Annotated in this window: 23 protein-coding genes; 18 read left to right on the plus strand and 5 right to left on the minus strand. The window is 54.7% G+C overall.

Features of this window, described 5'->3' with window-relative positions:
- Nucleotides 1-65 precede the first annotated feature (65 nt).
- Nucleotides 66-1,136, minus strand: coding sequence for a M23 family metallopeptidase (locus PKO01S_RS06690; protein ID WP_127530546.1), 1,071 nt, complete (start codon nt 1,134-1,136; stop codon nt 66-68).
- A 151-nt stretch (nt 1,137-1,287) separates the two neighbouring features.
- On the opposite strand from PKO01S_RS06690, the gene lipA reads away from it, so the two are divergent.
- Together lipA and PKO01S_RS06700 are read left to right on the plus strand one after the other, a co-directional pair.
- Nucleotides 1,288-2,178, plus strand: a complete 891-nt coding sequence (gene lipA / locus PKO01S_RS06695; protein WP_127530547.1) for a lipoyl synthase — start codon at nt 1,288-1,290, stop codon at nt 2,176-2,178.
- Between the two features lie 26 nt (nt 2,179-2,204).
- Nucleotides 2,205-3,350, plus strand: coding sequence for a YutD-like domain-containing protein (locus PKO01S_RS06700; protein ID WP_246070470.1), 1,146 nt, complete (start codon nt 2,205-2,207; stop codon nt 3,348-3,350).
- Nucleotides 3,351-3,595: 245 nt separating this feature from the next.
- Here PKO01S_RS06700 and PKO01S_RS06705 read toward each other — a convergent pair whose 3' ends face one another.
- Nucleotides 3,596-4,393: an NAD kinase gene (locus tag PKO01S_RS06705; protein ID WP_127530548.1), complete on the minus strand. Its 798-nt coding sequence runs from the start codon at nt 4,391-4,393 to the stop codon at nt 3,596-3,598.
- A gap of 168 nt (nt 4,394-4,561) precedes the next feature.
- Nucleotides 4,562-5,620 carry a sporulation integral membrane protein YlbJ gene (gene ylbJ, locus PKO01S_RS06710; RefSeq protein ID WP_127530549.1) on the minus strand — a complete coding sequence of 353 codons (1,059 nt, stop codon included), beginning with the start codon at nt 5,618-5,620 and terminating at the stop codon, nt 4,562-4,564.
- Between the two features lie 567 nt (nt 5,621-6,187).
- Between ylbJ and PKO01S_RS06715 the strand changes: the two genes are divergently transcribed.
- Both PKO01S_RS06715 and PKO01S_RS06720 read left to right on the plus strand, forming a co-directional pair.
- The gene (locus PKO01S_RS06715) at nt 6,188-6,571 is read left to right on the plus strand and encodes a globin domain-containing protein (protein ID WP_127530550.1); all 384 of its coding nucleotides are present in this window, start codon (nt 6,188-6,190) and stop codon (nt 6,569-6,571) included.
- A gap of 17 nt (nt 6,572-6,588) precedes the next feature.
- Entirely contained in the window at nt 6,589-7,272 is a 684-nt protein-coding gene (locus PKO01S_RS06720; protein ID WP_127530551.1) for a DUF2225 domain-containing protein, read from the plus strand.
- 138 nt (nt 7,273-7,410) lie between these two features.
- Here the strand turns inward: PKO01S_RS06720 and PKO01S_RS06725 are convergent, their stop codons facing one another.
- Together PKO01S_RS06725 and PKO01S_RS06730 are read right to left on the minus strand one after the other, a co-directional pair.
- Entirely contained in the window at nt 7,411-7,641 is a 231-nt protein-coding gene (locus tag PKO01S_RS06725) for a hypothetical protein (protein ID WP_127530552.1), read from the minus strand.
- Nucleotides 7,638-7,826: a YycC family protein gene (locus PKO01S_RS06730; protein WP_127530553.1), complete on the minus strand. Its 189-nt coding sequence runs from the start codon at nt 7,824-7,826 to the stop codon at nt 7,638-7,640. The genes PKO01S_RS06725 and PKO01S_RS06730 overlap by 4 nt, the downstream gene beginning before the upstream one ends.
- 190 nt (nt 7,827-8,016) lie before the next feature.
- Between PKO01S_RS06730 and PKO01S_RS06735 the strand changes: the two genes are divergently transcribed.
- The 14 genes from PKO01S_RS06735 (at nt 8,017) to PKO01S_RS06800 (ending at nt 22,235) form a co-directional block, all read left to right on the plus strand.
- Nucleotides 8,017-9,816 (plus strand): M3 family oligoendopeptidase, encoded by a 1,800-nt coding sequence (locus tag PKO01S_RS06735; protein ID WP_127530554.1) that lies wholly within the window; start codon nt 8,017-8,019, stop codon nt 9,814-9,816.
- Between the two features lie 256 nt (nt 9,817-10,072).
- On the plus strand, nt 10,073-10,684 hold the full coding sequence (locus tag PKO01S_RS06740) for a helix-turn-helix transcriptional regulator (RefSeq protein ID WP_127530555.1): 612 nt from the start codon (nt 10,073-10,075) through the stop codon (nt 10,682-10,684).
- A 17-nt stretch (nt 10,685-10,701) separates the two neighbouring features.
- Nucleotides 10,702-11,526: a pyruvate, water dikinase regulatory protein gene (locus tag PKO01S_RS06745; RefSeq protein WP_127530556.1), complete on the plus strand. Its 825-nt coding sequence runs from the start codon at nt 10,702-10,704 to the stop codon at nt 11,524-11,526.
- A 178-nt stretch (nt 11,527-11,704) separates the two neighbouring features.
- Nucleotides 11,705-12,109 (plus strand): nucleoside-diphosphate kinase, encoded by a 405-nt coding sequence (ndk, locus tag PKO01S_RS06750; RefSeq protein ID WP_127530557.1) that lies wholly within the window; start codon nt 11,705-11,707, stop codon nt 12,107-12,109.
- Between the two features lie 60 nt (nt 12,110-12,169).
- Nucleotides 12,170-12,814, plus strand: a complete 645-nt coding sequence (fsa, locus tag PKO01S_RS06755) for a fructose-6-phosphate aldolase (RefSeq protein WP_127530558.1) — start codon at nt 12,170-12,172, stop codon at nt 12,812-12,814.
- A gap of 457 nt (nt 12,815-13,271) precedes the next feature.
- Nucleotides 13,272-14,426 (plus strand): P-loop NTPase family protein, encoded by a 1,155-nt coding sequence (locus PKO01S_RS06760; protein ID WP_127530559.1) that lies wholly within the window; start codon nt 13,272-13,274, stop codon nt 14,424-14,426.
- Nucleotides 14,423-15,664 carry a CpaF family protein gene (locus tag PKO01S_RS06765; protein WP_456152488.1) on the plus strand — a complete coding sequence of 414 codons (1,242 nt, stop codon included), beginning with the start codon at nt 14,423-14,425 and terminating at the stop codon, nt 15,662-15,664. Before PKO01S_RS06760 ends, PKO01S_RS06765 begins: the two co-directional genes overlap by 4 nt.
- A gap of 15 nt (nt 15,665-15,679) precedes the next feature.
- Nucleotides 15,680-16,531 carry a type II secretion system F family protein gene (locus PKO01S_RS06770; RefSeq protein ID WP_246070472.1) on the plus strand — a complete coding sequence of 284 codons (852 nt, stop codon included), beginning with the start codon at nt 15,680-15,682 and terminating at the stop codon, nt 16,529-16,531.
- A gap of 26 nt (nt 16,532-16,557) precedes the next feature.
- Entirely contained in the window at nt 16,558-17,517 is a 960-nt protein-coding gene (locus tag PKO01S_RS06775) for a type II secretion system F family protein (protein WP_127530561.1), read from the plus strand.
- A gap of 42 nt (nt 17,518-17,559) precedes the next feature.
- Nucleotides 17,560-17,769, plus strand: coding sequence for a Flp1 family type IVb pilin (locus tag PKO01S_RS06780; protein WP_246070473.1), 210 nt, complete (start codon nt 17,560-17,562; stop codon nt 17,767-17,769).
- Nucleotides 17,753-18,451: a pilus assembly protein gene (locus tag PKO01S_RS06785; protein WP_127530562.1), complete on the plus strand. Its 699-nt coding sequence runs from the start codon at nt 17,753-17,755 to the stop codon at nt 18,449-18,451. Before PKO01S_RS06780 ends, PKO01S_RS06785 begins: the two co-directional genes overlap by 17 nt.
- The gene (locus tag PKO01S_RS06790; RefSeq protein ID WP_127530563.1) at nt 18,444-20,807 is read left to right on the plus strand and encodes a hypothetical protein; all 2,364 of its coding nucleotides are present in this window, start codon (nt 18,444-18,446) and stop codon (nt 20,805-20,807) included. The genes PKO01S_RS06785 and PKO01S_RS06790 overlap by 8 nt, the downstream gene beginning before the upstream one ends.
- Complete coding sequence (locus tag PKO01S_RS06795) at nt 20,761-21,738, plus strand: hypothetical protein (protein ID WP_127530564.1); 978 nt, start codon at nt 20,761-20,763, stop codon at nt 21,736-21,738. The genes PKO01S_RS06790 and PKO01S_RS06795 overlap by 47 nt, the downstream gene beginning before the upstream one ends.
- A 5-nt stretch (nt 21,739-21,743) precedes the next feature.
- Complete coding sequence (locus tag PKO01S_RS06800) at nt 21,744-22,235, plus strand: A24 family peptidase (RefSeq protein ID WP_127530565.1); 492 nt, start codon at nt 21,744-21,746, stop codon at nt 22,233-22,235.
- Nucleotides 22,236-22,237: the final 2 nt, after the last annotated feature.

Genomic DNA, 22,237 nt, shown 5'->3' on the forward strand with positions numbered 1-22,237 from the left:
ACGGTGGAACACTCCTTTTCTACATGGTTGAATATGACAATGCTGAGCGGCATCCGCGTTACGGATCAACGCTTCGATTTCTTGGATCTGCTGGCGCGCAGACGCTGGCGTTCATCGCTTTCCCACTTGCGGAGCAAGGGATAAGGATCGAATGCCCACTCGATGAGTCCCCGATCGCGGTAGACGCCGTAATGCAGATGGGGCGGGAATTTGCCTGACGTTCCGGGCTTCCCGTAGCCGGAGCTGCCGACCCAGCCGATTAATTGGCCGGGCGTTACGATATCGCCTTGTTTGAGCGTTTTCTCGTAACCCGACAAATGCGCGTAATAATGATAATAATTGTTCAAGTCTCGAATGCCGAGCCGCCAGCCGCCGTAAGGATTCCAGCCTTTCACTTCGACGATGCCGTAGCAGGTGCTCCGGGCAGGGACGCCGTGGCTAGCGAAAATATCCGTTCCTTCATGCACCCTTTTGCCGCCCCAGCTTCTTCCCATTCCCCATGTGCTCCGGTACGAATAATTGTCGCCGAGCGGCATCGGGAAGGCGTGCTGGAACAGATCGAGCTTGCCGAAGTGCTCATAGATTTTCGAGAACTGCAGAATGCGCTGCACCGCCCGGGAGCTGTGGTAATAGTCCCAGAGCGATATAGCGAAGTCCTCTTCCGACATGCCGTACTTCATCAGATGGCCTGCGCTTGCATACAGAAGATCGACATCGTTCAACCGGCTTGCGAGACCGTCGCCGTCGCCGTCTTTCCCAAGACCGCCGAACCACCTGATCGACTCCGGAAGCATGTCTTCTTGATTCGGATTAAGCGGGCCTGACCATTCTTCTTCAGACAAATAAATGCCGATGAACTGTCCAAGCTGCGGCCTTGCTTTCGGGCGTGCCTTCGATATCGTCCGCTCGTATTGATCCACTGCGGCAAGCCGGTACCAAGGCACGCCGGTTCCGATGCTGATTCGCTCATACAGCTCTCTTCGCGTCTCATATATTGCGGCATCGCTCAACGATTGCGCCTTGTTCGCGTCCGCTCCGCTGGACGGCGCTGCTGCGGAAGCAGCGGCGGGGACGGCAACGGCGATCGCCGTTGCTAATGCAGCTTGTCGGAACGCGCTGCGGATGATCTTTCGCATAGGGTGAGTGTCCACCTCCAACCAATTTGCCTGCCCTGTGCTATACGGTTCCTTGTCCGGCGATCCTGCCGTTATCGTTTGCAAATCATTGGTTTTTATTCGAAACGTGCTATAATGTACGGAGAAGACCGAAAGAAAGCAGGTAATCTTCATGAGTAATAAACGCAAATCGCCGGAGAAGAAGCCGGAATGGCTCAAAATCAAGCTGGCGACAGATGGCAACTATGCGGAAATCAAGGACATGATGCGCTCCAAAACGCTGCACACCGTATGCGAGGAAGCGCGTTGTCCGAACATATATGAATGCTGGGCGAATCGGACGGCAACCTTTATGATTCTTGGCGATATTTGTACCCGGGCTTGCCGGTTCTGTGCCGTGAAGACGGGACTTCCGACCGAGCTTGATCTGGCTGAGCCGGAACGGGTGGCGGAAGCAGCCGAGCAGATGGGATTGCGCCACTGCGTCGTGACCTCTGTTGCGCGGGACGATCTGGCAGACGGCGGAGCGATGATTTTCGCCGAGACGATTAAAGCAATTAGACAGCGTCTGCCTCTCTGCAGCGTAGAAGTGTTAATTCCGGATTTCCTCGGCAACGCCGATTCGCTGAAGATTGTGATGGATGCAAAGCCGGACATTTTGAATCATAACATCGAGACGGTCGAACGGTTGTCGGACCGCGTACGCGCAAGAGCGAAGTATGACCGGTCGCTCGAACTTCTTCGCCGGGCGAAGGAGATGCAGCCAAGCATTCCGACCAAGTCCAGCATCATGCTGGGCCTAGGGGAGACGTTCGAGGAAGTGCTGCAGTCGATGGACGACTTGCGGGCAGTCGATTGCAATATTTTGACGCTGGGTCAATACTTGCAGCCGTCTCCTAATCATCTAGTGGTGGAACGTTATATTCACCCGGATGAATTCAAGCAGCTTAAGGAAGAAGGCATGAAGCGGGGCTTCAGCCATGTGGAGTCGGGTCCGCTCGTTCGGAGCTCCTACCATGCGCATGAGCAGGTGAAGTCTGCTGCAGGTACGGCTGCAAATTAACGACTCTAGGTGACCTTCTAGAAGGAGTGGGGACCATTCTTATCGGCGGCAAACGTTATGAACTGATCGTAGACCATAAGAACGGCTGGAACCCGTCTGCATTTCGTGACCGCTACAGCGACGTGCTGGAACGTTACGATTACATCATCGGGGATTGGGGCTACAATCAGCTTCGTTTGAAAGGCTTTTTTAGGGATAACAATCCAAAGGGCACCAAGGATTCCTATATATCGGGACTGGTCGATTATATTAATGAGTATTGCAACTTCGGCTGCGCTTATTTCGTGATCCATCGGCATGAATCGGCCGAGATTGATCCGAACAGCTCGGAGCCGGATCTGCTCCTTACACCGCCGCAGACGGCGGAGAACGGTGCCGAAGAAGGCGTTGTTGCTTTGAACGAGAACGGGGAGCCGATCGTTCTTCGCGAACATATCCGCAAGCCGCATCCGGTACGCAAGGAACAGAGCGCTCGACCGGACCGCTCCGCGCAGGGCGACGGCAAGGATGGCGGGAACCGCCATGGCAAGGCGCCGCAGCGCAAGGATGGCCGGATTAGCGCCGACGATCATCGCGACAGCGACGATCGTTGGGGCGGCGCTGATCGCCGTGGGGGCGATCAGCCGCGAGGCAAGGAGCGCCGCGACGGCGATCAGCAACGGGGCGGAGGCAAGGAGCGCCGCGATGGCGATCAACCGCGAAGCGGGGGCAAGGAGCGCCGCGATGGCGATCAACCGCGAGGCGGGGGCAAAGAGCGCCGCGAAGGCGATCAGCCGCGAGGCGGCGGAAGCGAGCGCCGCGAAGGCGAGCAGCCACGCAGCAGCGGAAGCGAGCGCCGCGGGGGCGATCAGCCGCGAGGCGGCGGAAGCGAGCGCCGCGGAGGCGAGCAACCGCGAGGCGGCGGAAGCGAACGCCGCGGGGGCGAGCAGCCGCGAGGCGGTGGAGAGCGCCGCGGGGGAGAGCAGCAACGAGGTGGCGGAGAACGCCGCGAGGGCGATCAGCCGCGCGAGTCTGTCGAATCGCAAGGAGAGTCCCGCCGTCAGACGCGGTTCAAGCAGCGTAAAGGTCAGAAGAGACTTCCGATGCCTCCACGCGAGCAGACCGTAGCCGCAACGTCTGAGTCAGCGCTTGATGGTGCGAACCGTCAACGCGGGGGCGAAGAGAGCGAATAAACAACGTGCCTAATTAGTCGTACAATAAGAAAGAAGCTGTGCCACATTGGCACAGCTTCTTTGATTTTCGCGCCATAGTCTTGGTGCGACACAAAAAGTGATGCAAGAGCGCCGGTAAGCGGAACAACCGTGCTGGTATGAAACAATAAGTGATGCAAGAGCGCTCGACGCCTCAGCCCTCGGCTAAACGAAACAGCAAGAAGCCCCCGCTCATCAGTTGAGCGGGGGCTTCTTGCTGAGTACTCCTATTGCACATCGTACCCGATGAACGCTTCACGGACTCGATTCCAGAATGTAAACGGACGGTAGCGCGCGAAACAAACTTTGCGGTCCGCTACGACGCATCGTATCGAACGGATATCGTCCCGAAGAATGCTGATGTGGTCGATTGCCAGCATAATCCGCTGCTTCTTCTTGGAGATGATGTCGCAATGGTGATGTTTCGGCAGCAGGACAGAAGAGCCAAGCGTCCGGTACACCCGATTGTTAATGGATGCGATTTCTGCGATCTGAAGCGATTCGATCGAAGGGTGAACGATCGCACCGCCTAAACTTTTATTGTAAGCTGTACTGCCCGAAGGGGTGGAGATGACGATGCCGTCTCCCCGGAACGTTTCGAACGCTTCGTCGTTGATGTTGATTTGTGCTACGAGTGTGCCGTCGACGCCCTTAAGCGTAAACTCGTTCAAGGCAATATAAGGTGCGGTGCCTTCCGATGTTTCCAATTCAATCTGGGCAAGCGGATAGCTCACGATGCGCGGTTCCGACTCCGCCATTACATTAACGAGCTCTTCAAGCTCATCAGCTTTCCAATCGGCGTAGAAGCCGAGATGACCTGTATGAACGCCGACGAATGCTACCCGATCGGTCCGGTCGAGATAGGTATGGAACGCTTGCAGCAGCGTACCGTCACCGCCGATCGAAATAATAATTTCCGGCTCTATATCGTTGCGAATGAAGCCCTTCGCAGCCGCGAGGGTATGGAATCGGGCGGACAGCGAGCGGGACAATTCGTCCCCTCGGTCTAATACCGTATAGTTCAAAAGTGCAGCTCCTTCCGCTCTCATCAGCGTAACTGCTTTGATCATATCGAAAAAAGCGCTGGATGACAACGTCGGACGCTAATATTCAATCCGGTCAGCATAGACAATCTCGCCTGCCTGCAATGTAATAAAACGCTATCCGCTTATTTCTGTGAATGGATGATCCTATTAGTGCGGACCGAGCATCCCCCAGAGCAAATAGACGAGCAGCATAGCCATGATGCCATGAACAAATCTCGCAGCAATAAAGGGCCAATACCTTAAATCCGTACGGCTTAAAATGCTGGCGATCTGGGCATGCACCGAAAGTCCGGCCCAAGAAAGTACCCAAGCCGCGATAGCTGCTTGGTGCAAGAGGGCTGCCCCGGCACTGCCTGCGGCACGGGAGCCGAGCGTCACTTCGAACAGACCGAATACAACAGAGTCAGTCAACGGCTTTGGCAGGCCAATCAGGGAGAACATGCCTTGCAGGAGCGAAGCTAGACTCGTTAACCCGCCGGATTGACGAAGCATCTCCATAATAGTCGAGAAAAAGACAACGAGCCCGCCTACGACGATCATAAGCCGCAGCGCGGACTGCACGGCATCGTGAAGCAGCCGTCCGAATGGGCGTCCGTCGAGCAGCCGTGCTTTATGCATCGCATGAAAAGCTTCTTGCAGCCGATTCCTTGCCGTATAGGGCCGAATCGGTTCAGTTGTCACGGCATCGCCTCTTCCGTGGAACCGCATGAGAATGCCGAGCAGCAATCCGCTGCCGTAATGGGAGGCGGCAAGCAGCGGCGCCAGGGCGGCATTATGAAAGAATCCGATCGACACCGCGCCGATGAGGAAAATCGGATCTGATGTCGTCGTGAATGCGACGAGCCTCTCTCCCTCGGTTCGCGTAACGAGCTGCTGCTCACGCAGTTGAGCGGTAAGCCGCGCGCCAACCGGATAGCCGGACACATAGCCCATGGCGACGACGAAGCCGCCCGTACCCGGCAGCCGGAACAGCGGCCTCATAAGCGGATCGAGCAGCTTCCCGAGAAAGTGGACGATCCCGAAGCCAAGCAGCAACTCGGATAGTACGAAGAACGGGAACAGCGCGGGGAAGAGCACCTCCCACCAGACGGCAAGACCGCGCGTGGACGATTGCAGCGCCTCGGTTGGGAATAGGACGAGCAGGGTGCATAGACCGATTGTCGCCCATGCGACGACGGCATCCGGACGAAGCCAGGCTCTTAACATGCCATTGAGCCCTCCTTCAGTAGTATTAGGCGGAAGGATGCGGACGATCGGCACTTTGGCGGCCTGTCCGGTTCGCTTCCTGATGCATATGCGGCATAGGAACAATTTAGTACGCGGGCACCCATCAATTTTGTAAAAAATTTCTTAGAAAACGCTTGCAATAGGTGGTGCTATTATCGTGCGGATATGATACAATGAGATCAATCCAGAATGCTTGGAGGGATGCAGTATGATGAGTGTTATTGCTGGAATCCTTGTATGCGCTTTCGTTTATGTCATCCGCGAGTCATTGTTAGCTCCCGGGGAAGAGGACTACGAAGGTTAGGACACAATATTACATTTGCCCAATGCCCGCGACTGCGGGCATTTTTTATTTTATGCGTTATAATAGGAATGACTCACAAACACAAACAAATACTCGAACGGGACAACAGTGTCCGGGAGATTGTCAGCTTGATATACGACTAGGTCTTTAGTTGTGGCATAGATCGGAATGGTGAGAAATTATTTTTGATTAGTCATATAGAAATGATTCGAAAGAACTAAACTATTGGGCGGAGGATGACGATGAAATCTTATATAACGATTTATGAGGCAATTGGCGAAGAGGCGGGGCTAAGGCAGATCGTAGAAGCTTTTTACCCGAAAGTGCAGCGGAATCCATTAATCGGACCTTTGTTTCCGAGTGATATCAGACCTGTTATGGAGAAACAAATATTGTTTCTGACCCAGTTCTTCGGAGGACCACAGCTTTATTCGGACCAATACGGCCACCCGATGATGAGAGCGAGGCACTTACCGTTCCCGATCACACCGGAGCGGGCGGAAGCATGGCTTGGATGCATGCGGGAAGCGCTCGAAGAGCTTGGCGTGCCGGAAGAACTAAGAACTGTCATATTGGATAGGTTAAGCGGCCCTGCACATCATTTCGTTAACACACCTGCTAATTAGATGAGGAGACGTGAGCAATGGAGCCGTTATATTTATCGAAGGTAGTCTGTACATGCTGCGATACGACGTTCACAACGTCGCGCGTTAGATCAACCTTTAAACGTCAGGTGAAGACGGACTCCGATTTTTGCGGTTATTTCAAGGATGGAATAAATCCGGAATATTACGTCGTACGGGTATGTCCTGAATGCGGCTACGCATTCACGGAGAACAGCAAGCCCCATCTTGCGGAGCGGCAGCGCTCTGCTTATTGGGATAAGGTAGGCAAGCATTGGAACGGGCGCAACTATTGCGGTGAACGGAACAGTGTTGAGGCGCTGGAGACGTACAAACTAGCGTTGCTGTGTGCACAGATCGTGGACGAGCCAGTTCGTGTAATGGCATCATTGCTTCACCATATTGCTTGGCTTTATCGGGAGCAGCAGAACGTGGAGCAGGAGGGGCGTTTTCTTCGCTATGCTCTGGATGCCTATATTCGGGTGTACGAGACGGAAGGCTCCATGCTTAATGATGCGCGGCTGATGTATATAATCGGAGAGCTTCACCGCCGGACAGGACGGCCGAACGATGCGGTCCGCTGGTTCTCACGCGTCGTTAACGACAAACGGATTACCGATGCTGCGATGATCAAGGCATGCCGCGAGCAATGGCAAGTGATCCGTTCCGAGAACGGGTCGGCGATCGCGGACGAAACGGCATGAAATCACAAGTAAGAGACTCTTGGGCACGGCCAATATGGAGTTGGCTGCGCCGAGGGTCTCTTTTTTGCATAAAAAAAGCCTATGCGGGCGAAGAAACGCTGGTGCGTTCCTAGCACGAATAGGCCTGTCTATTGACCGTTATCTAAGCTTCGTATCCGTCAGCAAATAATCGGCATCCGCATCGATGACGGTCACTTTGCCGTGGCAGCACGGGAAGACGAGAAGCTTCTTCTTGCCGTCGTGAATGTCCGGAAGCTCGGACGGCTTTAGCGGAATTAAGACGTTGGAAGCTTGGCAGAACGGACACTCCGACACGTATATATCGCCCCTGACGATGTCGTAAGTCCACGTTCGTTCGAATGGAATCACTTCGGCTCCGGCTCCGAAGCATCCGGCTTCGCGGTGTCGGCGGCTTGCGGCTGGGACTTGGCCAGCTCGGCCATCTTCTGCAGCAAAATATGGCGGGGCATATGCATCAGATGCTCGATCGGCACCTTTAATTGTTCGGCAAGCTTGACGGCGGTTTCCGCCGAAATTTGCAACGGTTGAGACATGGGTGGGTCCTCCTCCTATTTCGTCCGCGCCTTTACTATCGATCGCAGGACCGATGTGCAGCGCACGTCTTGTATCGGATATAATAAAGTTATACACCGCCGGCCTGAATAGCGCAAACATAAGCTGGCCAGATACCGGCGCAGGATCGACTAACAATCGAAAAAGTAGAAATTGAGAGGCGGATGATGGATGAGCGGTACATATCCGATTACATGGGAACTGGACTCGATTTATGCGGGAGGCTCGAGTTCGGCTGACTTCAAGGAAGAACTGAGCGGCATGGAGCGGGATATCGAAGCATTAATCCTTTCGTTGGATGAGGCGGGGAACAAAGGCGTGAACGATCCGTTCCATCTGCAAGCGCTGCTGACCGCATGGACGGAAGCGATTCAATCGATTACTCTCCGTCTGCGGGAATCGGATTCATTCGTTGCCTGTCTGATGGCACAAAATATGAAAGATACGGCCGCGAACGGCTTGAACGACCGGGTGAAGACGCTTGGCGCTCGAATGCTTGGCGCTCTAACGAAGTTCGATGCGCAGATTGCGGCCGTGTCCGATCCGTTATGGAAAGCGTGGCTGGCTGAGGGACCTGCGGGGCCGTCGGCGTTCGCGCTTGCTGAACGGCGTGAGGCTGCGAAGGAGAAAATGGCGCCGGAGCTGGAAGAGCTCGCCGGCGATCTCGCGGTAGACGGTTATCACGGATGGGGAGAACTGTACAACACGATCGTGTCGAGAGCGAAGTTTGCTGTGAAAGAGCCGGACGGTTCCGAGCGTGTTCTGTCAGCAGGCCAAATGCATAACCGTCTGTCGGACGGCGACCGGTCCGTACGCGAGACGGCGATGGCGGAGTGGGAGCGCGAATGGACCGATCTAGGCGAGTTGACTGCGGATTCGCTGAACCGGCTCTCCGGGTTCCGGCTGAAGCTGTACGGCCGCCGGGGTTGGACGAATGTGTTGAAGGAACCGCTGCAAATGAACCGGATGACCGAGGCGACGCTGAACGCAATGTGGACAGCGGTCGAGGAAGGAAAACCTCAGCTCGTCCGTTATTTAGAGCGCAAGGCGAAGTTGCTCGGCGTATCGAAGCTCGACTGGCATGACGTCGAAGCGCCGATCGGAAGCGCGACGAAGACCGTTCCGTTCGACGAAGCGGCATCATTCATCATTGAGCGGTTCCGTCAATTTAGTCCGCAGATGGCCGATTTTGCAGAAGTCGCGTTCAAGGACGGTTGGATCGAAGCGGAAGACCGTGCCGGCAAGCGTCCGGGCGGTTTTTGCACATCATTCCCGAAATCGGAGCAGACCCGTATATTTATGACCTATTCGGGAACCGCATCGAACGTATCGACGTTGGCGCATGAGCTTGGGCATGCCTATCACCAGCATGTGATGAACGATCTTCCTCCGCTCGCTCAGGACTATGCGATGAACGTGGCCGAGACGGCTTCGACATTCGCGGAGATGCTTGTGTCCGATGCGGCGGTCAATCTGACGAATGATCCGGACGAGAAGCTGGCGCTGCTTGAAGATAAAATCCAACGGGCCGTTGCGTTCTTCATGAACATCCACGCCCGGTTCCTGTTCGAGACGCGTTTCTACGAGAAACGCCGTGAAGGGCTCGTGACGCCGGAGGAGCTGTCTGCCCTCATGGAGACGGCGCAGCGCGAAGCTTTCGCGGACCAGCTCGGCTCCGTACATCCGAGCTTCTGGGCGTCGAAGCTTCACTTCTATTTGACCGACGTGCCGTTCTATAATTTCCCGTACACGTTCGGCTTCTTGTTCAGCAGCGGGATTTATGCGCGGGCACAGCAAGAAGGGCCGACGTTCGCGGATCGTTATGTCGCGCTGCTGCGCGATACGGGACGGATGACGGTCGAAGAACTCGCGCGCAAACATCTGGGCGTCGATCTGGAGCAGCCGGATTTCTGGCGCGAGGCTGTCGCATTGACGACGGCGGATGTAGAGCAATTTTTGGCTATGACGTAAGTGGGATGCAATAGAATTTCGAATAGATTAGCGATGAAGAGTCCTTCGGGGCTCTTTTTTTATGCGGGCGCTACTTGCTTGTTGAGTGGACGGACGGGGGCGAACGGACCTATAGAATGATTTATGATGTGTTATTGGATCTGTTTATTACACGTTATTTGGCCATTATGCTATATTAATTTCACCAAATAGACGACCTAACCACATACGATACGCAGGAGAGGAGGAGAGCTTCATCAATCTATCCGCAAGACAGATGGAGCTGCTTCAGCTCGTGAAACAGCATGCGCCGATAACCGGCGAGCAGCTGGCTGAGATGCTCGGCGTCAGCCGGCCGACGCTTCGATCGGATCTGTCGCTCCTGGTCATGCTCGAACTGCTGGATGCCAAGCCGAAGGTCGGCTATTCGATCGGCAGCGCCTATAGGACGGATGCGGCAGCCTTTAACCGGTTCCACCAATTGACGGTCGGGCAAGTGCAGGGTGTGCCGGTCAGCGTACCGGAGACGTACTCTGTGCATGATGCAGTCGTAACGTTGTATATGGCGAATGCCGATACGTTGTTGATCGTAAACGGCAAGCAGAAGTTCGTTGGCATCGTAACGCCGAAAGATTTGCTGAAGGTGACGCTGGGCAATCCGTCTGCCGGTACGATCCCGGTCAGCATGGTGATGACCCGTTATCCGAATATCGTAACTGCGAACCCGGAGGACGCTGTTGCCGATGCCATCCGCAAAATGCTCGCCCATCAAATCGATTGCTTGCCGGTCATCGTGAAGGACGAGAACGGCGATCCCGAAATTGCCGGATGGATTACAAAATCGAATATCGTGCACATCGTAGCCGAGTTGACGGCGGATACGGAATAGGAGGAACGGTTCGAAGGATGCAGCATTCTGATAGACAGATGAACCAGATGATTATCGTATGCTCCGATGCGGTCGGCGAGACGGCGGAAGCGGTAGCCAAGGCCACGCTGCGGCAGTTCTCATCCGAAGGCGTCCGAATTAAGCGGTATGGGCATTTGCGGACGGAGGACGAGATTGCCTCGATCGTGAAGGAAGCGGCAGGCTGCGGAGGTTTCATCGCCTATACGCTCGTTCAGCCCGAGCTTCGCGAGATGATGCGCGAGGAAGCCGTCAGACGAGGTGTCCGGGCGGTTGACGTCATGGGGCCGATGATGCAGGCGTACATTGACTCGTTCGGAACGTTTCCGAAGCGCCAACCGGGGCTGCTGCATTCGATGGACGACAACTACTTCCGCCGGATGGAAGCGATTGAATTCGCGGTCCGGTACGACGACGGCAAAGACGCACGCGGACTTGCGGAAGCGCAAATCGTGCTGGTCGGCGTGTCGCGGACGTCGAAGACGCCGCTAAGCATTTTTTTGTCACACAAAGGGTACAAGGTGGCGAATCTGCCTCTTCTGCCGGAAGTAAAGCCGCCTCTTGAGCTGCGTTCAGAGCCCGGCAAGCTGATCGTTGGCCTGACGATGCAGCCGCAGCGGATGCAAGAGGTACGGTCCGAGAGGCTGAAGGCGTTGGGGCTGCCGCCTGCTGCTGCGTATGCTTCCTATGACCGGATACAGGCTGAAGTCGACTATGCGCGCGGTCTGATGGAGCAGCTCAGCTGTCCGGTTATCGATGTAACGAACCGGGCGATCGAAGAGACCGCAGGCATTATTATCGGTATGTTGAATGAAATAGCCTGACCATGGAAACAAATAGCAATTACGAAGCGGTTTCGACACGCTTCGATAGAATTCGCGGGTAAACGTTATTGTGCTGATATACATTTACCGAATGTTAACCGTTTCTGTCACATGCCATACCCTATTACACAAGCATGCAACGCTGTCATTCCATTTTGACTAAAGGGGCTGTGAGGATATGGAACGTACTTTCGTAATGGTGAAGCCTGATGGTGTGCAGCGCAACTTGATCGGGGTCATCATGACTCGCTTCGAGCGGAAAGGGCTTAAATTGACGCACGCGAGAATGATGAATATCGACCGCGGGCTGGCGGAGAAGCATTACATTGAGCACCGTGAGAAGCCGTTTTTTGAAGAGTTGATCGAGTTTATTATGTCAGGTCCCGTATTCGCAATGATATGGGAAGGGCAGGATGCAGTCAAAAATGCACGGTCGCTAATCGGACGGACGAATCCGTCAGATGCTGCGCCCGGCACGATTCGCGCAGACTATGCGCTCGACGTATCGAGCAACATTGTACACGGATCGGATTCGCTGGAAAGCGCCGAACGGGAGATCGGCAATTTCTTCGGTTTGTTATGACAGATCTGCCGGCATTCGCGGGAATGCCGGCGGAACAACCAATTGGGGAGGTCTTTTATTATGAAATTTTTCCTGGATACTGCTAACGTTGAAGAAATTAAACGTATTGCGAAGCTTGGTCTTGCAGACGGCGTAACGACGAACCCGTCGCTGATCGCGAAGGAAGGCCGCGACTTCAAAACGGTTATTCAAGAGATCTGCACGATCGTTGATGGTCCGGTAAGCGCGGAAGTTATCGGCACGAAAGCGGAAGATATGCTGAAGGAAGCTTATGAAATTGCTAAGTGGGCTCCCAACGTTGTTATTAAGCTGCCGATGACGGAAGACGGCCTGTATGCTTGCCACGAGCTGACGAGCAAAGGCATCAAAACGAACGTAACGCTTATTTTCTCCGTTGCTCAAGGCCTGATGGCTGCCAAAGCTGGCGCAACGTACATTAGCCCGTTCGTTGGCCGTCTGGACGATATCGGCGTTGAAGGCATGAAGCTCATTCGCGAACTGCGTACCGTTCTGGAGAACTATGGCTTGGCTTCGGAAATCATCGTAGCAAGCATCCGCGGCATCGCACACGTCGAGCAAGCGGCAATCGCAGGCGCGCATATCGGTACAATTCCGGGCTCGCTGCTGCCAGCACTGTGGAAGCACCCGCTGACGGACATCGGTATCGAGAAGTTCCTGGCGGACTGGAGCAAAATGAGCAAGTAATAGAAGCTTTTCTACGAGTGAAGCACCTGTTGCCTGTTGGCGGCAGGTGCTTCGCTTTTTTGATTAGACGCTCTATACGCAGAACTGAACAATGGCGTAAATGATAATTCCCCATAAGGGGAGCGACAGCAGCAGACCCCATATACAGCCTTTCGCAAAAGAAGAGTTGGTTTCCAAGGCTTATCCCCTCCTCTGCCCGAACTCTCTATATCTCTTATTATAATAGTATAGGCTGATATTTTTGAAATAAACCTGAGTCGTTAAAGCTTCTGAGTGATAAAAATGATCCCGCTCATTCAATCATGATTGACGAAATGTGCCAAGTATGCTAAATTAGTGTCAAATCTTGTTAAACCCGGTCTTGACGGAAGCACCGTCAGATTACGCCTTAGGCGTTGTCTGACGGTGCTTTTTTGCGTCCATGGGAACGGGGCAGATGCCCGGAAGAGGAGGAGCAATGGAACAATATCGCATTCAACTGGCGCTGGCATCGGCAGATGGCAGCTACGTTCGGCGAATTACCGAGTATGTGCGTGATACGCCGCTGGCCGAGCGTTGGCAGATTACGGCATTCACGAATGGAGCAGCGCTTCGCCATTATATGCAAGGCGGTTTACCGGTTGATATGGTCGCTGTGGATACGGTTTTGCGGGATGAGTTGTTGTCGTCAAGCGGGTTGCCAGCGGTTCCTGTCGCTGCGTTATGCGACGGGCCAGGTGAACCGCTGCCGATGGAGGTCAGAGCGGTGAAGCGGCTGCAGCCGATCCCTGAACTGTTCCACGCGCTGCATGCCGTATATGCCGAGCATGCGGGAAGAAGGCGGGTGCATGATGACTCGGGAGGAGCAGCAGTTGCAGCCGTCTATTCGGCGGCGGGCGGCGCAGGCAAGACGACGCTTGCGGTTCATCTCGCACATCAATCGGCGTCGGCCGGCAGCCGAACATTCTATTTGAACTTGGAGACTTGGAACGGATCGGACGCATGGCTGGGAGGAGGCCGGCAGGAGAACCGGACGGACGACGGATTCGCGCAGTTGCTGTATATGCTTGAGAGTGCTCCTGATCAAGCGGCAACACGATTGCCGGGACTATGCCGTACCGATTCAATTCTGCTGTTCGACTATTTCGAGCCGTGCCGTAATGCGGAGGACCGGATTTCGCTGCAGCCGCAAGCGGCGCTTCAGCTTGTTGACGCCATTGCGGGAAGCGGGTTGTATGATGTCGTCGTCATCGATACGGACAGCGGGATAAGCGGATTGCATATGGCATTGTTTCAAAGATGCAGCCGATTGTTTTATGTCGAGGACGGTACGCTGGCTTGCACGCAGAAGAAGGAGCAGTTTCTAGCATACAGCCGGGACAAGTGGGGAGAGGCGTTTCTTCATGCGGAGATGAAACGGATAACTGTTCGAAGAGAAACGCCGGGGAACGGCCCTGACGAATATAATCCAGACAGAGGCGGGGACGGACAAGCAATGGAAGTGCCGTTTATCACTAGCTGGCGAACCAGGGAAGGAGGTCGGCTGCTGCCGTCCGCCCGTTACCGCAGTGCAGCGGGCCGGCTGCTGGAAGAAGCGGGAATGGCGGGAGCTAAGGGGCGGTCGCTGTGCTGACGGAGCAGTTGGTGCTGCAGTTGAAGCATACGGTGAAGCGGCGAATTGATATGAACGGTTCATTATCCGACGAAGCGCTTTGGAATGCATCGGAGAATGCTGTATTCGAGTGGTGCGCAGGCAAGTCCGTTACAGCTGCCGATAAGGCAGCGCTCGTGCGCAGGCTGTTCCATTCGTTCCGCGGACTGGACGTTCTGCAGCCGTTGATCGATGATCCAGATGTTACGGAGATCATGATCAACGGTTACCGGAATATTTTTATCGAGCGTCAAGGGCGGTTGATGCAATGGCCGGCATCGTTCGAGAGCGAGGAGCGTCTGCATGATCTGATCCAGACGATTGTTGCAGGCGTCAACCGGACGGTTAACGAGTCCAGCCCGATCGTCGATGCCCGGCTCAGAGACGGATCGCGCGTTCATGTCGTACTGCCGCCCGTTTCATTAGCCGGTCCGTCTCTAACCATTCGGAAGTTTCCGGACAAGCCGTTCGATCTCGATGCTCTCGTTCATTTAGGCTCGGTAACCGTTGATGCGGCGAACCTTCTGCGCCAATTGGTTGCAGCGAAATATAACATATTCGTCAGCGGAGGAACCGGCTCCGGCAAGACGACGCTGCTTAATGCGTTGTCCGGCTGTATACCGGAAGACGAACGGGTCATCACGATCGAAGATTCCGCCGAGTTGCAAATCCGGAACATTCCGAATTTGGTGTCACTGGAGACACGCAACGCAAGCACGGAGGGGAAAGGGGAAATTACGATTCGCGAGCTGATCCGTGCGTCGCTTCGGATGCGGCCGAATCGGATCATTATTGGAGAGGTGCGCGGGGCTGAAGCGTTCGATATGCTGCAGGCGCTGAATACGGGACATGACGGATCGATGTCTACTGGGCACGCCAATAGCGCGCATGACATGGTGTCCCGTCTGGAGACGATGGCGCTTAGCGCGGCTGCATTGCCGCTGCCCGTTATCCGCCAACAGATCGCCTCTGCAATCGATATTATCGTCCACTTATCCCGGCTTCGCGACCGTACGAGACGAGTGACAGAAATTTGCGAGGTGACTGGCGTTCGGGACGGGGAAGTTCTGCTGTCTCCGCTTTACCGGTTTGAGGAGCGTGGGGAGCGAAGTAGCGACTGGAGCGGGAGCGAGACAGGAGTGCTTGTTTCGACAGGCAATTCGCTGACGCGCATTTACAAGCAGAAGATGGCGGGCTTACCGCCAATGGCAGGAGCATGAGAGGAGCGAATGGAGGTGAATAACAGGCTCAAGCCGGAGCCCGATGTACGGAATCGCAGTTTGCTCCTTCGAGCAGCGGACTGGCTGGGATGGAGCGGAACGGAAGACAGGCGCGACAATACACTTCCTGAATATAAGCAGTACCGTCTATCGCCGCGTGAATTCTTGCTCTCCTTAATGGCCGGCATTGCAGGGGTGTTCATTATTGCATTTACGTTTTATCAGAACATTCCCGCCGCTGCCGTATTAAGCACAGGAGGGATGCTGCTGCCGCGTTACCGCAAAGCGGGGCTGCTCGCGAAACGGCGTGAGCGTCTGCAGCTCCAGTTCAAGGAAGCTTTGTACAGCGTGACGTCATCGCTTGCCGCAGGACGTTCGGTCGATAATGCATTCCTCGCGGCAGAGGCCGATCTGCAGCTGCTGTACCCAGGAGGATCAGCCGACATCGTACTGGAGTTCGCAGCTCTTCGCCACCGGATCATGAATGGAGATACGCTGGAGAGCGGACTGCGCCTTCTTGCCAATCGGGCAAAGCTAGACGATATTACTCAGTTCGTTGATGTATTCACGACATGCAAGAGAACCGGGGGCGACCTTGTAGACGTCATTCGCCGGACATCGCAGGTCATAGGCGAGAAGCTTGATATCGGTCAGGAAATATCCGTCATGCTGGCGCAGAAGAGATTCGAATCCCGCATCCTCATTGCAATTCCCTATGTGTTCATGGCGGCGTTGAATGCGGCAGCTCCTGATTATATGGGGCCCTTATATGACGGAGCTAGCGGCTATGCCTTGCTGACGGTGCTGCTCGCCGGATTCATTGGCTGCGGAGCGGCCATTCACCGAATGATGCAGATTAAGCTGTAATTTACGGTTGACGGGAGGAAGAGGGAATGGACCTTCTGATACTGTGTGCCCCAGCGGGAAGTGCATTACTCTGGGGGATAGCCGTTGGATTGGCCTTAAAGGATAGCGCCGGATCGTCCGGCAGGCGGTATACGCGTACAGCAAGAGAACGGCCGTATGACACGGGGGCGGGGGCGAGGTTACAACAATTGCTTCTCGTCGAAGCGGCGTCATCGGTTATGGATCGATTGGGCATTCAGGAACGGTTTCAACTTCCGCTTGCCGCTATGCACGGGAAGCTTGTTGTTCTGCGCGGCAGGGGCTGGAGTCTGTCGGACACGGAACGGTATGCGGCGTTTTCGGTTGGTGCGGGCTGGGCAGTGTGGACGGGCGGAACAGCAATGGCCGCGCTGGCCAAGGAGCCAGCAATGCTGCTGCTCAGCGGGGTAATCGGGTTGCTTTTGCCTGTCATGAAGCTCCGGGAACCTGCCCAGCTGGCTGAACGTCGAAGGCAAAATATTGTACTCGCGCTTCCCGATCTGCTCGGCAAGCTGATGCTTCTTGTTGGAGCTGGTGAGACTGTGCAGCGTGCTTTAGTGCGGTGTTGGAGCGGACAAGCTTCGGGTGAAGAGCGGGCATTGGCACAAGAAGGGGCTCGAAGGAAGCGAAAGGGGCCAGATCAGTCGCTGCATGAGGAATGGGGCCGTATGGTGCGGGCATTAGAGAACGGCGAGTCATTCGCGGCTGCGGTCGAATCGTTCAGCAGACGGTGCGCTGTACAGGAAGTGTCGATGTTTGCGACCGTGATGCTGCTTCATCATCGTAAAGGCGGGGATCAATTCGCACTTGCGCTTCGGGAGCTGTCCTATTCGTTATGGGAGAAGCGGAAAGCGACGGCGCGCATGCGCGGTGAAGAAGCATCGTCCAAGCTGGTGTTTCCTTTGGCTGCTATCTTCGGACTGCTCATGATCGCAGTTGCAGCGCCAGCAATATTAATGATGCCGTGAGAGGTTCGATCAAGAAACTATATTGGAGAGGAACGATGACGAATGTTGAAGCAAATGACCATATGGCGAAACTATTGGAACAGTCGAGTAACGAAGCTGTGGAAGGAAGAAGACGGAATAGGAACGCTTGAGATCATTCTGATCATCGCGGTCATCATCATCATCGCCCTATTGTTCAAAGACTGGATTATCGAGCTGGTCAATAATCTGATGGGACAAGCAGATAGCCAGGCGAATGAGATCTTTAGTTAAAGAGGAATCCGGCTCTTATACGTTGGAAGCCACCCTGGTTCTCCCAATAATCCTGATCATTGTTGCCGTCATGCTTCTATTTACCGGTTATTCGTACGAGAAAACGGTACTCTATGGCGCAGCCGTTGTGACGTCGGAGCGGACGGCATTCTTGTGGGATAACAGCAATCGGGATGTCCAGTCCGGGAATGCGGCTGCAGACCAGTACGACGGCTTATATTGGCGTATTGGAGAAGATGGCATGCTTCAGTCATTATTCGGTTTATCGGGAAGTGACCGCGGAGAGGCAAGCAGAATCATTGAAGCAGACCGTTCCGGGGAAGCGGAGGAAGAGGGCGATGATTCGCTCGCAGAGCGTAAGTTGGCCCGTTCATCGGCTCTGTTGTCCGATGTCGACCGGCTTCAAGGAGAAATTCGTTACGATAGAGGAACGGTCACAAGGCGCATAACGACGATGCTTCGATTGTCTGGTGACGCTCCATTGCTTGCCCGCTGGCTAGGCCGTTCTGAACCTGGCTCTTCTGCGGCTTCCGTTATCGTAGAACCGACGGAGTTCATACGAACAATCGATTTGGTCCGGTATTATACGTCCAAATTCGGTAACGGAAAAGGCAGTACGGCGCAGCTTCAGCAGGCGGGTGCAACGATTCAGCGTGCAGCGGGGAAGAGGGCTAATGGTTAAACTTGGATCTGAAGTTCAAGGGAACCGATTTCGTACCAGGCGCAGCTGCAGCGGCTGCGGTGATAACGGTGCGGTTACGACATTATTCATCATCATAACGGCAGGCATCTTGCTGTTCGGTACGGTTCTCATCGATTACGCGAGAGTAGCAACGCTCAATATGATGGCGGATCAAGCGGTACAGGGTTCTGTACGTTCGGTGCTGTCTGCCTACGATTCGACGTTGTATGAGCGCTATGGATTGTTCGGCAGAGGCGGAACACCGAACGGTGAAATTTTCGAGAAAACGATACGCGGTACGTTGGAATATGACGGCTCCGATGGGCGGTACCGTCCCGTATCGCCTGCCGTCGAGCGGTATCAAATTGATAACGCTGCTTATCTAGGACGGTATGGCGTACTAGAGAGACAAATTGCAGAAGAGATGAAGATTAAGGCCCCCGTCGATTTTATGATGGAGATTGGCACAAGGTTCGGGGCAATGTCTCGAATGGCGAAGGAGACCGCGACCGCAGCGGAGGCGCTTACGAATGCAAGCAAGATGTATGATCAGCGGCAGCAGCGGCTTCTTCACACGATTGCCTTGATGCAGGAAATTGCGGCGCTGCCGGCCGGACCACTTACAGGCAGCCAGGCTGCTGCATTGGCGGAGGGCTATTCTTCCTATTCCGGAACGAGAGCAAGCGCGAATGCGCTCGCGCAATCGATTGCTTCAGCTGAAGCGGCTGCTGCGGCTAATGCGGCTAATGCGGCTAATGCGGAAGCAACTGCCAAGCCTACTAAAGAGAAGAGCGGCGTACCGAAACAGCAAGGCGAAGAAAAGCAACGGGCGGAGCAATTGGAGGCTGACCGAAGAACGCTTAGTTCTTATCATGAGCAGCTTAGCCGTTATGAGACCGACCTCAGAGCAGCTGCTGCCGAGATAGGTGCCCAAGCGGATACCGCCCGGCTAAGAGGGCAGGAGCTAAATCAGCTAGCCATACAATCGCTGACTGAGGCGGAAAGGCTGAATAAGTCGATCCGCCAAGCAGCTGCCCAGGCTGAATCGAATATTGCTGCAGGTTATGACCGGGTGTCAGGTGAACTGGCCGAACAGAGCGATGCCGGTTCGAATCAAGTGAACGAGAGCCGGGCGATTGCGGAGACAAAGGACACCATCGGTCAATTAGCATTCGATGATGCGTGGTTTGATACGTTCCGGTCCTTGCTTCAAGAGCAAACTGATGAACTGAATGCATTAACCGACGCGGCATACCAGTTCGTTCATGCTTCGGAGCCGGCTTTATCTGGCATCGATGGAGCTGGGGAACTGTTGACAGTAGCCGCGACGCATTTACAGCAAGAGAATCAAAGCTTTCAACAATACTACGTCTCTCCTGGGAAACGGATTAGTCAGAGAGAGGATGAAATACGCGGATCAGGCGCCGTAGAATCGGAAAGAAACAGCAATATGAAAGCGGCGGAGGCGAACCTTAACGAAGCTCGCGGATTGCTGACGGCGGCTTCGGTCAATGAGGGAGCGCACGAAGAGCTTCTTGAACAGTTCGATCAGGTGCAGGCCCGTTATAAGGGGAATCGTCTGTTTAATTCGGCTGCGGAGGAATCGGAGGAGAAGGCTGAACGAACGGTGAAAGGCGCGGAGGAACAAGCGGAAGCTTCGGTCCAGCTTACAGGAGGGTTGTTCGACGGATTTGCGGACATGCTGACTGGAATTCGGGATTCTTTCTATATTGGCGAATACGTTATCAAGAGGTTTCGCTCTTATGCTCCGCAATTTACCGCCATTGTACCGGATGGAGGGCGAACTGCGGCTGTACCCTCGTATGCGTTCGCGGACCAGGAGGCCGAGTATATTCTTTACGGCATAGCTGAGCCGTTCGCGAATGTAAGCGCCGCATTGGCGGAAATATTCGCATTGCGGTATGCCATTCGGCTGACGGAAGGATTTATTGAGTGCCGTGCGCTCGGCCATCCGCTGCTTATATTGTCCGGTGCATTATTGTACGCCTCTCAGCATGCGCTAGCGGATTTGGCGGAGCTGAAGCAGCGAGGGGCGACCAAGCTGTCCAAGTATGCGAACGTTGACATGAAATATAACGATTATTTGCGGCTATTTATGCTGCTGCATGGCGGGGGCGACAAGCGCTTATCCCGAATAGCGGCTGTAATTGAAACGAATACAGGGACGGATATTTCCAGAACACCATCAGCGGTTACAGCTTCGGCGGACGTTTCGATGAAACTGTTATTTTTGCCTGGCGCAATGAAGCTGCTTGATAGAGCAGGGCTGCTAGACGGGAGGGTGGCGAATGGCCGATTTGAAACGACGAAGATGGCCGGCCTGTCTTACAGCTAGGATCACAAAGGCGCGAGAAGGAGAAGCGGGCAGTATCGTGTTGGAAGCTTCTATTGTCGTTCCTGTCTTTTTGCTTTTCATGATGGCGCTGGTAATCGTCATTCAATCGGCAGCAGCACAGATGGCGCTGCAATCCGCATCTGTCCAGACGGCCAAGCAGACGGCTGCACATTGGCATCCGGTTACCCTTGCCTCACAGCAGCTTTCGGCCGCAGCTAGCGGTGGAAGCGCGCCGGGGCAAAAGCTCGCGTCATGGCGAGGAATTGCTGCGAAAGCGGCTGGCTGGCTGCCGGATCCGATAGGAAAGCTCTCGTCCGCAGCGCTCCGCGGGGATTCGGGGGTTATAGCGGATTACGCAGCCTCTGTTGGCGCGAAAAGCGTACTGGCGCCTGTACTTACCGGTTATGCGGATCAAGGTGTGTTGAAGCCGGACCGCGTTGTTTTATCTGAAGTTGTGCTCCCGTCCTTAGAGGATGAGGAGAAGGCATATGTAGAGCTCCTGTCGGAGTATGTTTTTCCGGTTCGAGTACCTTTCAGCGGCAGAGCACTCGTCATGAAAGAACGAGTGGTAGAGAGGGCATGGACACCTGATTCGGTTCCGGCTGCAGCCGCTTATGGGTCAGCGGATACGGTTGAATTGAACATTCAGATTGTATCGCTGCAGCCTGAGCCGCTGCGCCCCGGCAAACGGGCGACGATTGTGGCGAGAACAAGTCCCAATACACCGCTTACGTTATCCATACTGTACAAAAGCGGCTACAGTGTCGCGCGCAATGTTGGAACGGTTACCTCGGACGCGAACGGTTATGCAGAGTGGACTTGGCTTGTGTCGGGTAATACGACGCCTGGCATTTGGAGCTTGGCAGTAACGGCATCGGGCGGTGGTTCTGCCGGCAGGACGTTCGTTGTGGAGAAATCATCGAAAGGATAGTAGCGATGGCCTTATGGGTAGCATTAGTGATTGTTGTGTTCGCTTCAATAACAGATATACGAAGCATGCGTATTCCAAATCAATTGACGGCGGCTTCGTTTGCGGTTGCAATAATCGCCGGATTGATGCTATCAGGCGTGCAGGGTGTTTGGTATTCGCTTGCCGGCGCCGCTGCCGGCATCGTCCCGATGCTGATCATGTATGGGTTGAAAGGCGTCGGGGCAGGCGATGTCAAGCTTTTCGCTGCGCTCGGGGCATGGCTGGGGGTGCATGGAGTTCTGGGGTTGATGCTGTACTCCATTTTATATGCAGGTGCGATTGGTATATTGCTGGCTGGACTGGCCCGCTTGTTTGGGTGGCCGGGCCGATTGACCGCTCAAGGTGAAACGGTACAGAAGCAAAGGGCGGGGTCAGCTAGACTTCGCACTGTCTATCAGTTTCCGTTTATGCTTGCGGTTGCTCCAGCTTTTATTACGTGCTGGATATACGTATTTTGAGA

The organism is Paenibacillus kobensis NBRC 15729 (assembly GCF_004000825.1).
In the GTDB taxonomy this organism is placed as follows: domain Bacteria; phylum Bacillota; class Bacilli; order Paenibacillales; family Paenibacillaceae; genus Paenibacillus_T; species Paenibacillus_T kobensis.

What these genes read in the sequence shown, in the direction of transcription:
- PKO01S_RS06690 (WP_127530546.1), bottom strand. Translation starts at nt 1,136, where the DNA reads ATGCGAAAGATCATCCGCAGCGCGTTCCGACAAGCTGCATTAGCAACG.
- lipA (WP_127530547.1), top strand. Translation starts at nt 1,288, where the DNA reads ATGAGTAATAAACGCAAATCGCCGGAGAAGAAGCCGGAATGGCTCAAA.
- ylbJ (WP_127530549.1), bottom strand. Translation starts at nt 5,620, where the DNA reads ATGTTAAGAGCCTGGCTTCGTCCGGATGCCGTCGTCGCATGGGCGACA.
- PKO01S_RS06715 (WP_127530550.1), top strand. Translation starts at nt 6,188, where the DNA reads ATGAAATCTTATATAACGATTTATGAGGCAATTGGCGAAGAGGCGGGG.
- PKO01S_RS06720 (WP_127530551.1), top strand. Translation starts at nt 6,589, where the DNA reads ATGGAGCCGTTATATTTATCGAAGGTAGTCTGTACATGCTGCGATACG.
- PKO01S_RS06730 (WP_127530553.1), bottom strand. Translation starts at nt 7,826, where the DNA reads ATGTCTCAACCGTTGCAAATTTCGGCGGAAACCGCCGTCAAGCTTGCC.
- PKO01S_RS06735 (WP_127530554.1), top strand. Translation starts at nt 8,017, where the DNA reads ATGAGCGGTACATATCCGATTACATGGGAACTGGACTCGATTTATGCG.
- PKO01S_RS06740 (WP_127530555.1), top strand. Translation starts at nt 10,073, where the DNA reads ATGGAGCTGCTTCAGCTCGTGAAACAGCATGCGCCGATAACCGGCGAG.
- PKO01S_RS06745 (WP_127530556.1), top strand. Translation starts at nt 10,702, where the DNA reads ATGCAGCATTCTGATAGACAGATGAACCAGATGATTATCGTATGCTCC.
- ndk (WP_127530557.1), top strand. Translation starts at nt 11,705, where the DNA reads ATGGAACGTACTTTCGTAATGGTGAAGCCTGATGGTGTGCAGCGCAAC.
- fsa (WP_127530558.1), top strand. Translation starts at nt 12,170, where the DNA reads ATGAAATTTTTCCTGGATACTGCTAACGTTGAAGAAATTAAACGTATT.
- PKO01S_RS06760 (WP_127530559.1), top strand. Translation starts at nt 13,272, where the DNA reads ATGGAACAATATCGCATTCAACTGGCGCTGGCATCGGCAGATGGCAGC.
- PKO01S_RS06775 (WP_127530561.1), top strand. Translation starts at nt 16,558, where the DNA reads ATGGACCTTCTGATACTGTGTGCCCCAGCGGGAAGTGCATTACTCTGG.
- PKO01S_RS06780 (WP_246070473.1), top strand. Translation starts at nt 17,560, where the DNA reads ATGTTGAAGCAAATGACCATATGGCGAAACTATTGGAACAGTCGAGTA.
- PKO01S_RS06785 (WP_127530562.1), top strand. Translation starts at nt 17,753, where the DNA reads ATGAGATCTTTAGTTAAAGAGGAATCCGGCTCTTATACGTTGGAAGCC.
- PKO01S_RS06790 (WP_127530563.1), top strand. Translation starts at nt 18,444, where the DNA reads ATGGTTAAACTTGGATCTGAAGTTCAAGGGAACCGATTTCGTACCAGG.
- PKO01S_RS06795 (WP_127530564.1), top strand. Translation starts at nt 20,761, where the DNA reads ATGGCCGATTTGAAACGACGAAGATGGCCGGCCTGTCTTACAGCTAGG.
- PKO01S_RS06800 (WP_127530565.1), top strand. Translation starts at nt 21,744, where the DNA reads ATGGCCTTATGGGTAGCATTAGTGATTGTTGTGTTCGCTTCAATAACA.